The organism is Planosporangium spinosum (assembly GCF_049999945.1).
In the GTDB taxonomy this organism is placed as follows: Bacteria; Actinomycetota; Actinomycetes; order Mycobacteriales; family Micromonosporaceae; genus Planosporangium; species Planosporangium spinosum.
This window is the reverse complement of record NZ_JBLYUB010000010.1, coordinates 15,474-28,850: the sequence shown is the minus strand read 5'-3', so window position 1 is coordinate 28,850 and position 13,377 is coordinate 15,474. Positions and strand designations below refer to the sequence as shown.

The 13,377-nt window shown below is 70.4% G+C and carries 16 protein-coding genes; 8 read left to right on the top strand and 8 right to left on the bottom strand.

Annotation, left to right across the window (positions count from 1 at the left end):
- Positions 1-99: 99 nt before the first annotated feature.
- The 4 genes from ACNTMW_RS15345 to ACNTMW_RS15330 form a co-directional block, all read right to left on the bottom strand.
- Entirely contained in the window at positions 100-756 is a 657-nt protein-coding gene (locus ACNTMW_RS15345) for a DUF6758 family protein (RefSeq protein WP_426634236.1), read from the bottom strand.
- A gap of 115 nt (positions 757-871) precedes the next feature.
- Positions 872-1,489 carry a TrmH family RNA methyltransferase gene (locus ACNTMW_RS15340; RefSeq protein WP_426634448.1) on the bottom strand — a complete coding sequence of 206 codons (618 nt, stop codon included), beginning with the start codon at positions 1,487-1,489 and terminating at the stop codon, positions 872-874.
- Positions 1,490-1,519: 30 nt separating this feature from the next.
- Positions 1,520-1,996 (bottom strand): hypothetical protein, encoded by a 477-nt coding sequence (locus ACNTMW_RS15335; protein WP_426634235.1) that lies wholly within the window; start codon positions 1,994-1,996, stop codon positions 1,520-1,522.
- Between the two features lie 165 nt (positions 1,997-2,161).
- Entirely contained in the window at positions 2,162-2,662 is a 501-nt protein-coding gene (locus ACNTMW_RS15330; RefSeq protein WP_426634234.1) for a MaoC family dehydratase, read from the bottom strand.
- Between the two features lie 276 nt (positions 2,663-2,938).
- Here ACNTMW_RS15330 and ACNTMW_RS15325 point away from each other — a divergent pair, with 276 nt between their 5' ends.
- On the top strand, positions 2,939-3,382 hold the full coding sequence (locus tag ACNTMW_RS15325) for a hypothetical protein (RefSeq protein WP_426634233.1): 444 nt from the start codon (positions 2,939-2,941) through the stop codon (positions 3,380-3,382).
- Positions 3,379-4,254, top strand: a complete 876-nt coding sequence (locus ACNTMW_RS15320; protein ID WP_426634232.1) for an MFS transporter permease — start codon at positions 3,379-3,381, stop codon at positions 4,252-4,254. Before ACNTMW_RS15325 ends, ACNTMW_RS15320 begins: the two co-directional genes overlap by 4 nt.
- Before the next feature lie 31 nt (positions 4,255-4,285).
- Here ACNTMW_RS15320 and ACNTMW_RS15315 read toward each other — a convergent pair whose 3' ends face one another.
- Positions 4,286-4,696, bottom strand: coding sequence for a thiol-disulfide oxidoreductase DCC family protein (locus ACNTMW_RS15315; protein WP_426634231.1), 411 nt, complete (start codon positions 4,694-4,696; stop codon positions 4,286-4,288).
- 139 nt (positions 4,697-4,835) lie between these two features.
- On the opposite strand from ACNTMW_RS15315, the gene trxA reads away from it, so the two are divergent.
- The 4 genes from trxA to ACNTMW_RS15295 all read left to right on the top strand — a co-directional run bounded on the left by trxA (position 4,836) and on the right by ACNTMW_RS15295 (position 8,713).
- Positions 4,836-5,198, top strand: a complete 363-nt coding sequence (gene trxA, locus ACNTMW_RS15310) for a thioredoxin (protein ID WP_426634230.1) — start codon at positions 4,836-4,838, stop codon at positions 5,196-5,198.
- A gap of 83 nt (positions 5,199-5,281) precedes the next feature.
- The gene (locus ACNTMW_RS15305) at positions 5,282-7,459 is read left to right on the top strand and encodes an intein-containing Rv2578c family radical SAM protein (protein ID WP_426634229.1); all 2,178 of its coding nucleotides are present in this window, start codon (positions 5,282-5,284) and stop codon (positions 7,457-7,459) included.
- Between the two features lie 23 nt (positions 7,460-7,482).
- Positions 7,483-8,286 (top strand): hypothetical protein, encoded by an 804-nt coding sequence (locus ACNTMW_RS15300; RefSeq protein ID WP_426634228.1) that lies wholly within the window; start codon positions 7,483-7,485, stop codon positions 8,284-8,286.
- Positions 8,287-8,296: 10 nt separating this feature from the next.
- Positions 8,297-8,713 (top strand): CoA-binding protein, encoded by a 417-nt coding sequence (locus ACNTMW_RS15295; RefSeq protein ID WP_426634227.1) that lies wholly within the window; start codon positions 8,297-8,299, stop codon positions 8,711-8,713.
- 79 nt (positions 8,714-8,792) lie between these two features.
- On the opposite strand, the gene ACNTMW_RS15290 is transcribed toward ACNTMW_RS15295, so the two are convergent.
- Positions 8,793-9,995 (bottom strand): acyl-CoA dehydrogenase family protein, encoded by a 1,203-nt coding sequence (locus ACNTMW_RS15290; RefSeq protein WP_426634225.1) that lies wholly within the window; start codon positions 9,993-9,995, stop codon positions 8,793-8,795.
- Positions 9,996-10,196: 201 nt separating this feature from the next.
- Here ACNTMW_RS15290 and ACNTMW_RS15285 point away from each other — a divergent pair, with 201 nt between their 5' ends.
- Positions 10,197-10,655 (top strand): DUF4190 domain-containing protein, encoded by a 459-nt coding sequence (locus ACNTMW_RS15285; protein ID WP_426634224.1) that lies wholly within the window; start codon positions 10,197-10,199, stop codon positions 10,653-10,655.
- Here the strand turns inward: ACNTMW_RS15285 and ACNTMW_RS15280 are convergent, their stop codons facing one another.
- Positions 10,656-11,573 (bottom strand): SDR family NAD(P)-dependent oxidoreductase, encoded by a 918-nt coding sequence (locus tag ACNTMW_RS15280; protein ID WP_426634223.1) that lies wholly within the window; start codon positions 11,571-11,573, stop codon positions 10,656-10,658. It abuts the gene before it with no gap.
- A gap of 182 nt (positions 11,574-11,755) precedes the next feature.
- Between ACNTMW_RS15280 and ACNTMW_RS15275 the strand changes: the two genes are divergently transcribed.
- Positions 11,756-12,295 (top strand): DUF4190 domain-containing protein, encoded by a 540-nt coding sequence (locus tag ACNTMW_RS15275; protein WP_426634222.1) that lies wholly within the window; start codon positions 11,756-11,758, stop codon positions 12,293-12,295.
- A gap of 53 nt (positions 12,296-12,348) precedes the next feature.
- Here the strand turns inward: ACNTMW_RS15275 and ACNTMW_RS15270 are convergent, their stop codons facing one another.
- Complete coding sequence (locus tag ACNTMW_RS15270; protein ID WP_426634221.1) at positions 12,349-13,308, bottom strand: HpcH/HpaI aldolase/citrate lyase family protein; 960 nt, start codon at positions 13,306-13,308, stop codon at positions 12,349-12,351.
- Positions 13,309-13,377 lie beyond the last annotated feature (69 nt).

The following is a 13,377-nucleotide window of genomic DNA, read 5'->3' as shown; positions in this document are numbered from 1 at the left end:
GTGCCGCGGCCAACTCACCGTATCAACAGGGCGCCTCAGGGTGAATGTTCACTCATCCGTCCGGCTACCCCGATCCTAGTGGTGTACGCCTATGCCGAGCTATGCGGAACCGTGGAGATAGGGCGACGGGGCCCCAAAAACAAGTTCACTCGGGAGTAACTCCACCAGGTCACAGAGTGACAAATCCTCCGCCACCAGGTACCCGGCGGAGGCCGGCCACGCGACCGCGTACAACCACATGCCCTTGGCCTCGCCGACGTACGCCGAGCGGTCGTCGGCGGATTTCACCGACCACAGCGCGGTCGGCCACCCGGCGGCCCGCACCTTCGCGTGCGGCGGCGAGCCGTCGAACACGCCCTCGAGGTACGGGCCCGGATCGGGGCCCGGGATGCCGGCGAACCGCGCGCCGAGCCCGACGCCGGGCTCCTCGGCCACCAGGAGGAGGTCGGCCGGGCCGCGGTCGACCGGAGCCGGGCCGCTACAGGCGAGGGCGGTGGCGCGCACCCCGGAGCGGCAGTCGCCGGCCCAGCCGACGCCGGTCACCGTCCAGCCGGACGGCAGTGGCCACAGGGCCCACAGCGGCGTGGGCGTCGGCGCACCGCCCGCCGCCACCTTGGCGACGGCGGTCTCGACGATCTCGGCGTTGATGTGCTCGGCAACGTGGAACGGCAGTACCGGACCGTCGATGTCACACCGCCAGGCACTGTTCATCAGGTCGGGCGGCCGGACCCGACCGCCGCACCTGGGACAGCTCACCGCCACACCCATAGTGACTACGGTGCGTCGCGGTCACCGGGCAGTCAAGCCGACGACACGAAGGTGTCTCGTACGGTTTGCCCCAGTAGCTGATCCCCGGCGCGGTACACCGGCGTCACCGCGGCGGACCGGCATGGGCGCGGATCCACGCGTGCATAGCGATCCCGCTGGCCACGCCGGCGTTGATCGAGCGCGTCGAGCCGTACTGGGCGATCGAGTACACCCGGTCGCAGGCGGCCCGGGCGGCGTCGGACAGTCCCGGGCCCTCCTGGCCGAAGAGCAGCACGCACCGGCGGGGCAGGACGACCGACTCCAGCGGTGACGCCCCGGGCAGGTTGTCGATCCCGACGACCGTCAGGTCCTCGCTGTGCGCCCAGGCCAGCAGGTCCCTGATCGTCTCGTGGTAGCGCACGTGCTGGTACCGGTCGGTCACCATCGCGCCGCGCCGGTTCCAGCGGCGCCGGCCGACGATGTGCACCGCCGCGGCCAGGAACGCGTTCGCGTTGCGTACGACCGTGCCGATGTTCAGGTCGTGCTGCCAGTTCTCGATCGCCACGTGGAAGTCGTGGCGGTGGGTGTCGAGGTCGGCGATGATCGCGTCGACCCGCCAGTAGCGGTACCGGTCGACGACGTTGCGGCGGTCACCGGCCGCCAGCAGTTCCGGATCGTAGTGCGGCTCGACCGGCCACGGCCCCACCCACGGGCCGACGCCGACCGCGGGCTCGACCTCCACGGTTTCACTCACGACGGCAAAGGTACGGGTTCAGACGATCAACGCCAGCGCCAGGTCGGCGAGGAAGCGCTGCTCGGCCGGCGCGGCGCGGCCGCGCACCCGCGCCGCGGAACAGACCGCGGCGGCGATGTCGACCAGCCAGTCCCGGTAGGCGGCGGCGTCCCCGGTGGCACCGCGCCGTTCGAGGATCCGGACGGCGGTGCGGCAGTCGGCGAGCACGCGGGCGATGCCCGACCGCGGGTCGGCGAACTCCGCCGGGTCGATGTCGTCGACCTGCTCGGCGTAGATCGCCGCCACCACGTCGTGCAGCAGGTGGCCGGGCGCGGTCCGGCCGGCCGCGATCGCCTCGACGCCGGCAAGGTTCTCGGCGACGGTGTGCGTGGGTCGGTCCCGCGCGACCAGCGTGGCGGCGATCAGTACCCGACCGGGTAACCGAACCAGGAGATCCCACTCCGCCCGCGGAAACGACAGCGCGACGGTTGACCGGCCTGGTGGATGGTGCGGCATGACGACCCTCCCGCGCTCAGCATAGGCGCGCCGGCGAGCATGATCGTCGCAGCCCGGCACCGCGGGCCGGCGGCCCCGGCGGCCGACAGGACGCGGCGGTCGGGGCACCCGGACGCGGCGGTCGGGGCACCCGGGTACGGCGATCACGTCACCGGCGCGCAGGCGTCAGGAGGTGGCCTTGGGCTCCGGGAAGCTGGGCTGCTCCGGCCCCGCGAACTCCTTCTTGGGCACCATCACCCGGCGGCGGAACACGCAGACCAGGGTGCCGTCCTGCTTGTAGCCGCGGGTCTCCACGCTGACCACGCCACGGTCGGGCTTCGACTCCGACTCCCGCTTGTCGAGCACGGTCGTCTCGCCGTAGATCGTGTCGCCGTGGAAGGTCGGCGCGACATGGCGCAACGACTCGACCTCCAGGTTGGCGATCGCCTTGCCGGACACGTCGGGCACGGACATGCCGAGCAGAATCGAGTAGATGTAGTTGCCGACGACCACGTTGCGCTTGAAATGCGTGGACGTCTCGGCATAGTGAGCGTCCATGTGCAGCGGGTGGTGGTTCATCGTCAGCAGGCAGAAAAGGTGGTCGTCGTACTCGGTGACCGTTTTACCGGGCCAATGCCGGTAAACCGCGCCGACCTCGAATTCCTCGAAGTACCGACCGAACTGCATCGCGACCCCTTCCCCTCGTCCGGAGCTGACATTACCCGCTGGTAACCACACCGGATACGGAGACGTCGACCACAGAATGCAATGAACGGCGGGGCCCTCCCCGGCACCCGCCGCCCACGCTCTGTTGCGGAGAATCCTGCCCGGTGTCGCAACGCTACGTATAGAGACGCGGATCACAGTTACCAAATCGTGAAGTTTTATCTCGACATTACCGCGCAGGCCACGGAGGGTCGGTTACGAGAAGTGCACAAAAACTCACTACGGGCTGTAAGTGAAATGACGCCCACCGATTCTCTTACCCAGCGTGGCCGCCGGTGGCGGATGGTGGCCACGCTGACCGTCGCGGGGCTGCTGCTGGCCGGCACGGTCGCGGGCAGCGACGACGACTTCCCCTTCGGCCCCTTCCGGATGTACGCCAGCGCCGACAACCCCGACGCCCCGGTCGCCGATACCCGGATCGAGGCGATCGACACGGCCGGCAACCGACGGACGCTGACCGAGACCGACACCGGCATCCGCCGCGCCGAGATCGAAGGCCAGCTCGACCGATTCGCCGCGAACCCGTCCCGGCTGTCCACCGTGGCCCGGGCGTACCAGCGACGCAACCCGGGCGCCGCACCACTGGTGCGGATCAGTGTCGTGGTGCGCTGGCACGAGGTACGCGACGGCCGGCCGACCGGGCACTCCTGGGACGACACGACCGTGGTGTGGCGGCCGTGACCGGTTGGCTGACCGAACCGGTACCCCGCGCCCGGGTCGCCTGGCTGCGCACCCTCGTGTACCTGTTCATCGCGGCCGATCTCGTCGTCTTCACCCCGTGGGTACGCCACCACGGCCAGGTGCCCGGCGAGTTCTACCGCCCGCTGCTACTGGGGCGGCTGCTGCACCTACCCACTCCCACCGGCCCACTGGTCGACACGGTGTACTGGCTGCTCCTGCCCGCCGCGGTCGCGGCGGCCAGCGGCCGAGCGCCGCGCCTGCTGGGCTGGACCGTCTTCGCCCTGTACACCGAGTGGATGGTCGTGGCGATGAGCTACGGCAAGGTCGACCACGACCGGTTCGCGCTGCTGGTCGCGCTCGCCGTACTGCCGACCGCCGGACCGGCCCGGCACCGCGACACCGGGTACACCGAACGCGGCGGCTGGGCGCTGCGCATGACCCAACTCGCGGCGGTCGCCACGTACTTCCTGGCAGCCTGGGCCAAACTGCGCTTCGGCGGGCCTGGATGGGTCACCGGAGCCACACTGAACTGGGCGCTGCTGCGCCGCGGTACCGAACTGGGCCGGGCGCTCACCGGGCTGCCCTGGCTGCTGGTCGCCGCCCAGTTCGGCATCATGGCGTTCGAACTGGGCAGCCCACTGGTGTTCGCCGTACCGCGGCGACGGCGGGCCGTCGTGGTCACCTTCTTCTACGCATTCCACCTGGCCGTGTTCGCAACGGTCACCATCTCGTTCATCCCGCAGCAGGTGGCCCTGGCCAGCTTCCTGCCGCTCGAACGCCTGGGCCGACGCCGGGACCGCGACTCCCCCGTACCCCGCCAACCCCCCACGGACCGCGGGACAAACCAGCCGGACGCCGCCCCGGTCTCCTAGACCGACGGAGTCTCGTAGACCGACGGGGTCTCTAGACCGACGGAGGCGACGCCGGCACGGGCGTACGGGGCAGCGCACACGCCGCGGTCCCGCCGGGCAGACGATGCCGGTTGCGGGCCACCCATCGGTACACCGGCCAGGCCACCGCGAGCGCGGGCCGGGTGCCGAGCACCGCACCGGCCGGCCGCCACACCAGGCGACCGCTGACCCCGCCGGCCTGCCGCAGCAGGCGGGCGATGGCCGACGGCCCGGCCGCGACCTCGCCGTCGGCGCCGACCCACTGCACGGCATCGGCGCACCGCTCGTCGCTCAGCCCGAGCGCGGCCAGATCGAGCCGCTGCCAGGCCGCGACGAACGCGGGCGTGTGGATACGCCGCTCGATGAAGCGCGCACACGTCGAACAGAAGGCGCAGTCACCGTCGTAGACGAACGTCGCTCGCATGGATCAATTGTGCGGTGGTTTAGCCGGTCGGTGGGGGGTACGCCTGAGGTGACAATCCGCACGCTGTGGACTGGAATCGCGGCGACCGGCCGGTCGTTGCAGACGGAGTACCCGCAGGATGCAGATCGGAGACGAGACAATGGCGACAGTAGCGCTCACCGCTGAGAACTTCGCGGAGACCGTTTCCGGCGAGGGAATCGTGCTCGTCGACTTCTGGGCCGGCTGGTGTGGACCCTGCCGCGCGTTCGCGCCCGTCTACGAGCGCGCCTCGGAGAACCACCCCGACATCACCTTCGCGAAGGTCGACACCGAAGCCGAGCAGCTGCTCGCGAGCGAGTTCGAGATCCGCTCGATCCCGACCGTGATGGCGATCCGCGACGGAATCATGGTGTTCGCGCAGCCGGGCGCCCTGCCGGAGAGCGCACTGGAGTCGCTCATCAGCCAGATCCGCGCCCTCGACATGGACGAGGTACGCCGCCAGGTCGCCGCGAACGCGTCCTGACCACACCACCCCACGTCACCGCACCACCCCACGTCCCGGCGCGCCCGCTGGACAGCCGGTCGAACTAGTGTTCGAATAGGCGGGTGCGCTGGGAGAACCTTTCGATCAACGGCACGAGCGGCAAGGGCGCGGACGGCACCGCTGCCGGAGGCGGCAGCAACGGCACCGCCCCCGACGGCGAGCCCGCCCTGCCCATCCCGATCGCCGGGGCCGTCGCGCGCACGTTCGACACACCCGAGTTCCGCGGCATGACCTTCTACGAGGTGCGCGCGAAGTCCATCATCAACCGGGTGCCGGGCACCTCCCGGGTTCCGTTCGAGTGGACGCTCAACCCGTACCGGGGATGCAGTCATGCGTGTGCCTACTGCCTGACCGGCGACACCCCCGTCCTGATGGCGGACGGCCGCACGAAGCCGATCGCGGACCTCAAGGTGGGCGACCGGATCTACGGCACGGTCCAGGAGGGCGACTACCGCCGCTACGTGCCGACCGAGGTCCTGGCCCACTGGTCGACGGTCAAGCCGGCGTACCGGCTGACGTTGGAGGACGGCACGCGACTCGTCACGAGCGGCGACCACCGGTTCCTGACCGAGCGGGGTTGGACGTTCGTGACCGGTGGGCACCAGGGCGCGGCGCGCCGGCCGCACCTGACGACCGGCAACAAGCTGATGGGTACGGGGCAGTTCGCCCCGCCACCGAAGGACTCGCCGGAGTACCGGCGGGGCTACCTGTGCGGCATGATCCGCGGAGCTGGCCACGTCGGGCCGTACACCTACGCGGAGGAGAGAGTCCACCGCTTCCGGCTGGCCCTCGACCGGGAGGCGCTGGACCGGGCACGTGACTACCTCGCCGACTTCCACGTTCCCACCGCGGAGTTCGTCTTCCAGCAGGCGACCGGGAGCAGGCAGGACGCTTCGGCGATCCGGGCATCGGGCCAACCGGCGGTCGCCACGCTCCGCAAGCTGATCCGCTGGCCGGAGCAGCCGGACGACGACTGGCGCCTCGGGTTCCTGGCCGGCATCTTCGACGCGGAAGGTGGGAACAGCGGACGCGTCCTGCGCATCACGGACACTGATCCCGACATGCTCCGGTGGACCCTCGGCTGCCTGCGGCACTTCGGCTTCGATCCGGTTCTGGAACGGACCAACCACGCGAATGGTCTGTGTCACGTCCGGGTCCGTGGTGGACTGTCCGAGCACCTCCGCTTCTTCCACAGCGTCGATCCGGCGATCACCCGTAAGCGCACGATCGACGGCACGGCCATCAAGAGCAAGGCGAAGCTCGGGGTCGTGTCGATCGAGTCACTCGAGCTCGATCTCCCGCTCTACGACATCACGACCGGCACCGGAGACTTCATCGCCAACGGGGTGGTCAGCCACAACTGCTTCGCCCGTCACACGCACACGTACCTGGACCTCGATGCCGGTCACGACTTCGACACCCGGGTCGTGGTGAAGGTGAACGCCGGTGAGCTGCTGCGCAGGGAACTGGCATCACCGCGCTGGCGGGGCGAGCAGATCGCGATGGGCAGCAACGTGGACTGTTACCAGCGGGCCGAGGGTCGGTACCGGCTGATGCGCGACATCCTCGCCGCGCTGCGCGACTTCGCCAACCCGTTCTCGATCCTCACCAAGGGCACCCTGATTCTGCGCGACCTCGACCTGCTAAAGCAGGCCGCCGAGGTCACCGGGGTCGGACTGTCCATGTCGGTCGGCTTCGTCGACGAGGCGCTGTGGCGCTCGGTCGAGCCGGGCGCCCCGAGCCCCCGTCGCCGCCTGGACGTGGTGCGGCGGCTGTCCGACGAGGGTTTCGCGGTCGGGGTGCTGATGGCGCCGATCCTGCCGGGCATCTCCGATACCGCGGAGTCCATCGACGAGACGGTGGACGCGATCGCGGCCGCGGGTGCCGCCAGCGTGGTGCCGCTGGGGCTGCATCTGCGGCCCGGCGCGCGGGAGTGGTACCTGGCCTGGCTCGCCCGGGAGCGGCCGGACCTGTTGCCGCGTTACCGCGAGTGGTACCGCGACGGCGCGTACCTCGGCCAGGGGTACCAGCGGGAGCTGACGGCCCGGGTGCGGCAGGCGGCGCGCCGGTACGGACTGCGCTCCGGTGGCACCAACACCGCCCGGCAGGTGCTGGCCAGCCCGCAGGAGGTGCGGGTGCTCGGGGCCGGCGCCCGGGGTGCCGGCCCCGTCGGCGGCGGCCCGGCCGGCGGCGGTCCGGCCGGCGGCGGTCCGGAAGCTGAGCAGTTGACCCTGCTGTAGTGGCGTCCGCCTATTCTCGGCCCATGCCGCCGACTGCGATGCCGCGCCCGACCCGGAGTGAGCTGGCTTGGCTCTTCGGCCCGTTCGTCGCCGCGCTCGTCGCGGCCGCCGGGGTCTACGCCGCCGGCGGCCCGGACGCGGTGCGCCGGTACGGGCTCGTGCTGGCGTGGCCGTTCTTCGGGCTGGCGTTCCTGGGCAGTCTGCGCGCGGCAGGGCGGGGCGTCCCGCCGCCCGCCGCGCTGGCGGTGACCCGGCTGGGTGGCCGTCCCGCGTTCGCCGCGCCGCCGGTCCACCGGGTGACGTGTCCGCGGCTGGGCGGCTTCCTCACGTACGGGGTCGTGGTGGCGGTGCTGCTGGTCAGCACCTGGTGGGCGCTGGTCGCCGTCGGGCTGGTCGTGGCCGCCGCGCTCGTCGTGGCGGTTCGGTTCGCGACGGGGGCGCCGACCGTCGCCCTGACCGCGGACGGTGTCGTGCGTGGCTACCCGGTACGCCGGACCGTCGCCTGGGACGCCGTCGGGTCGACGGTGGTACGGGCGGCCGGGGCGCGGAGCGCTCTCGACCTCGGGGTGAAGGGCCGCCGGTGGAGGTGGTCGTGGCCGGAGGTGACGACCGGGGTGAATCTGCTCCACCTGATGAACGTGATCGACTACTACGTCGCCCATCCGGAACGGCGGGCGGCTATCGGCGGCGCGGACGAGCAGGAGCGGGTGCGGGAACTCCTCGCGACCGAACAGGAGCGGTCGGTGGCCGAGCGGTCGGACGGCCACCCGGCCCGCCACCAACACGTCCACAGTGGATTGTCGGCAGAGTCGGCCGAACCGAGCTAACCTTTCGCAGGTGAGGACCGCACGGCAGATTCTCGGAGAGTCGGTCACCATCGCGGTGGTCGGCGCCTCCCGTGACCCCGACAAGCCGGCACATGAGGTGCCGGCGCAGATGCTGCGCCACGGTTGGCGGGTCATCCCGGTCAACCCGTACGTGGATGAGATCTGGGAGCAGCGCGCCTACCCGGTGCTGGCCGAGATCCCCGAACCGGTGGACCTGGTCAACGTCTTCCGCCCGAGCGCGGAGGCCGCCGAGGTCGTGCGGCAGGCCATCGCGATCGGCGCCAAGGCGGTGTGGCTGCAGCAGGGCATCACGTCGCCCGAGGCCCGCGAGATCGCCGAGGAAGCGGGCATCGACTACGTCGAAGACCAGTGCATCGCGGTGGTCCGCGCGCACGCCAGCCTCACCCGCAACATCGAACCGGCCTGAGCGTGCCGGTCGGCACCGCTTTCCGGGGTCCGGGGCCACCGGACTCCCCGAAGCGGTGCCGACCGTACCGACACGGGCGTCAGCGCTGCCTGTACTCCTTGAGCAGGCCCCGCGAGATGATGGTCTTCTGGATCTCGGACGTACCCTCGCCGATGAGCAGGAACGGCGCCTCGCGCATCAGCCGCTCGATCTCGTACTCCTTGGAGTAGCCGTAGCCGCCGTGGATGCGGAACGCCTCCTGCACCACCTCAGCGCAGTACTCGCTGGCCAGTAGCTTCGCCATACCGGCCTCGACGTCGTTGCGCTTGCCGGCGTCCTTCAGTCGGGCGGCGTTGACCATCAGGGCGTGCGCCGCCTCGATCTTGGTACCCATCTCGGCGAGCTTGAACGCGATCGCCTGGTGGCCGGCGAGCGGCTTGCCGAAGGTCTGCCGCTGCTGGGCGTACGCGACGGCCAGTTCGAAGGCGCGGATGGAGATGCCGCAGGCACGGGCGGCGACGTTGACCCGGCCAACCTCGATACCGTCCATCATCTGGTAGAAGCCGCGGCCGAGGCCGGCGTCGACACCGCCGAGGACGGCGGTCGCCGGTACGACGTGACCGTCGAGGACCATCTCGGTCGTCTCGACGCCCTTGTACCCCATCTTCTCGATCTTGCCGGGGATGGTCAGCCCGGGCGCGGTCTCGCCGAAGCCGGGCTCCTTCTCCAGCAGGAAGGTCGTCATGTTCCCGTACACGGTCTCGGCACCGAGGTCCGTCTTGACCAGGGTCGCGACCACCGACGACTGCCCGCCGTTGGTCAGCCACATCTTCTGGCCGTCGATGGTGAACCGGTCACCGTCACGGACCGCCTTGGTACGGATCGCCGAGACGTCCGAGCCGCAGCCCGGCTCCGACATCGAGAAGGCGCCCCGGACGGCACCCTCGGCCATCTTCGGCAGGAAGTACCGCTTCTGCTCCGGTGAACCATGGTGCGAGATCAGGTACGCGACGATGAAGTGGGTGTTGATGATGCCGGAGATCGACATCCAGCCGCGCGACAGCTCCTCGACGACGAGGGCGTAGGTCAGCAGGGACTCCCCCAGCCCGCCGTACTCCTCGTCGATCGTGATGCCGAACAGTCCCATCTCCCGCATCCCGGCGACGATGTCCTCGGGGTACTCGTCGGCGTGCTCCAGGTGCTGCGCGTGCGGGATGATCTCCTTGTCCACGAACTCCCGGACGGTTTCCAGGATCGACTGCTGGACGTCGGTCAGGCCGGGCGTCTGGGCGAGGCGTGCCATGGTGACCCTCCAGGGCGCTATGGGGTGAAGGCGCAATGCGCGGAGACGGCGCTGCCGGTGGACGACGCGACGGCACGCGCTGCCGCACTGTTGAACGCAGATTAAGTTACTGACAGGTCACCTGCGACCGCTGATGCTGTGAATACCGTCACCGGAAATCCCGCCACCCGCAATGATGCGCCTGACGGCTACGGTTGACCGGTGACGTCGACGTACGGCGATGAGCCCACGCAGCCCCACGGCGATGAGCCCACGCAGCCCCTGGGCGGTCCGGTCGAGCCGCCCACGCTGATCGACCCGTACGGTGCGCCGATCGTGTCCGCCGCCGGGTACGGCGTCCCCGGATACGGCGACCCCGGTTACCCGCCGTCGGCATACGCCCCGGTGGGGTACGACGTCGCCGGCGCACACCAGCCCGTACCACCGGCGCCCCGCCCCACCAACGCGATGGCGATCCTGTCCCTGGTCTTCGCGTTCGTGTTCTGGCCGCTGGCGATCATCTTCGGCCACGTCGGGAAGCGCCAGATCGCGCGTACCGGCGAGGGCGGCAGCGGGCTGGCCACCGCCGGGCTCGTCCTCGGGTACCTCTGGCTCGCGCTGAGCGTGTGCCTGTGCTGCGGCGCCCTCAACGTCATCCCGCACGCCAACGGCTCCCGGTAGCTACCGGTATTGCGCCTCCTGCACGCTGTTGCCGCCGTCGACGATGAGCATCTGGCCGGTGATGTACGACGCCGACGGTGAGCACAGGAACGCGATCGTGGCGGCCACCTCGTCGGGGGTGCCGGGACGCCCCATCGGGGTGCCGTACCCCTGCTTGAGCTCCACGAGGGTGGACGCGCCGGTGTGGATGATGCCGGGCGCCACCGCGTTGACGGTGATGCCGTCGGCCACCAGTTCCATGGCGAGCGCCCGGGTCAGGCCGACCACACCGGCCTTGGCCGCCGCGTACCCGGCCTCGGCCGGCAGCGCGTTCACCGGCCCGGCGGTGGCGGCCAGGTTGACGATGCGCCCCCAGCCGTGCTCGGCCATCCCGCCGACGAAAGCACGGCTGACCAGGAACGCCGTGCTGAGGTTGCGGTCGATCTCGGCGCGCCACTCGTCGTAGGTCAACTGGGCGACCGGCCGCAGCACCTCGGGGCTGGCCTTGCTGGCCAGGCCGGCGTTGTTGACGACGATGTCGACGGCGCCCAACTGGTCGCCGATCGCGTCGGCGAGCGCACCCACCTCCGCCTCCACGGTCAGGTCGGCGACGAAGCCGGTGACGCCCAGCTCGCCCGCCCGCTCATGGATGCGCCGGGTGGTGGACACGATCGCGACGGTGGCGCCGAGCGCGCGCAGCCGGCGGGCCGTCGCGTAACCGATACCGTCCGGGCTGCCGGCGCCGGTGACCAGCGCCACCTTGCCGTCAAGCCGGTCGGTCGCCAACGGGGCGGACTGCTCGGTCACGGCCGGTACGTCCTCGGGCTGCTCGCCGTTGGGGACCGCCCGGAGGGTACGCCGGGCCTGGCCTGGCCGGCTGACGTCGCGCCGGCCGCTCTTCGCGCCGGCCGCGACATCGCGTCGCGAATCAGGTGCCATGCCAGCGATCCTGCCCGTTACGGAGGTGCGGGGCAACGACAACGCGAATGTTGCGCGCAGAGGATGAGCCGAACCGGGGGACAGTCGGAACGGGCACCGGCCGCTACCCTGGCGAAGCCCGGCGTCGAAGGACGGTGGGTCGCGGCCGCATGCCGCGCCTCGTGAGCATACGGAGCAACCACATGACACAGCCGCCGCAGCAGCCGGAGAGTTGGCAGAACCCGCCCTGGCCGCCGGCCGAGCAGCAACCATACCCGCCGCAGCAGCAGTCGCAACCGGACCAGCAGCAGCCGGGCCAACAGCCCTACGCCGACCCGTACGCCGCCACCACGGGCGCACCGGGCTACACCGATCCGTACGCCACCACCCCGGGATACGCCGCACCGGGCAGCCCGGCCGGCTACCCCGCCCAGCCCGCGTACGGCTACGGCTACGGCTACGGCGCTCCGGTACCGGCGGCTCCGCCCACCAACACCCTGGCGATGGTGTCGATGATCCTGTCGCTGGTCGGCCTGGGCTGCGGCATCACCGCGCCGGTAGGCGCGATCATGGGACATGTCGCCCGTAAGCAGATCCGCGAGCGCGGCGAGGGCGGCGCCGGCATGGCCCTGACCGGCATCATCGTCGGCTGGATCATCACCGGCCTGGGCCTGCTCTACATCGGCTTCATGATCGTGATGATCATCCTGGCGGTCAACAGCGACACCACGATGAACTACTGAGCGAACCGGCCGGACCGTCCGGGGACGGCCGGCCGGTTCTCCCACGGAGCGGGTCAGCTCTTGTCGGGCGGGGTGAACATGCTGGTCCGCGACATGCCCGCGGCCCGTCCCTTGCCGGCCACCACGAGCGCCATCTTGCGCGAGGCCTCGTCGATCATCTCGTCACCGAGCATCACGGCGCCGAGCTTGCCGCCGGCCTCGGAGGTGTAGTACTCGTACGCGTCCAGGATCAGCTCGGCGTGGTCGTAGTCGGCCTGGGACGGCGAGTACACCTCGTTGGCGGCGTCGATCTGGCCCGGGTGCAGCACCCACTTGCCGTCGAAGCCGAGCGCCGCGCTGCGCTTGGCAACCTCGGTGAACGCCTCGATGTCGCGGATCTGCAGGAACGGCCCGTCGATGGCCTGCAGGTCGTGCATCCGGGCGGCCATCAGGATGCGCATGAGGATGTAGTGGTACGGATCGGCCGGGTACCCCGGGATGAGCTGGCCGACCACCAGGGACTTCATGTTGATGGACGCCATGAAGTCGGCGGGGCCGAAGATGATGGTCTCGACGCGGGGCGACGCCGCGGCGATCGCGTCGACGTTGACCAGACCGGCGGCGTTCTCGATCTGCGCCTCGATACCGATGCCGCCGACCGGCAGCCCCATCGTCTTCTCGATCTGGGTGAGCGTGAGGTCCAGCCACTGCACCTGCGCGGCCGTCTGCACCTTCGGCAGCATGATCGCGTCGAGGTTGGCGCCGGCGCCCTCCACGACCTCGATCACATCGCGGTACGTCCACGGTGTGGTGAGATCGTTGACGCGCACCACCCGTACCTTGCCGTTCCAGTCGCCCTCGTTGAGGGCGGCCACGATGTTCTTGCGGGCATCCGGCTTGGCCAGCGGAGCCACGGCATCCTCGAGGTCGAGGAAGACCTGATCGGCCGGGAGGCCCTGCGCCTTGCCGAGCATCTTTACGCTCGAACCCGGAACGGCGAGGCACGACCGGCGGGGTCGTCCGAGAGCGCCCATATCGAACGGCTCCTTAAGGATCGGTAAGTTGGTTACTCAACCGTAATCGTGCCGTGTGATCGGGGAGAA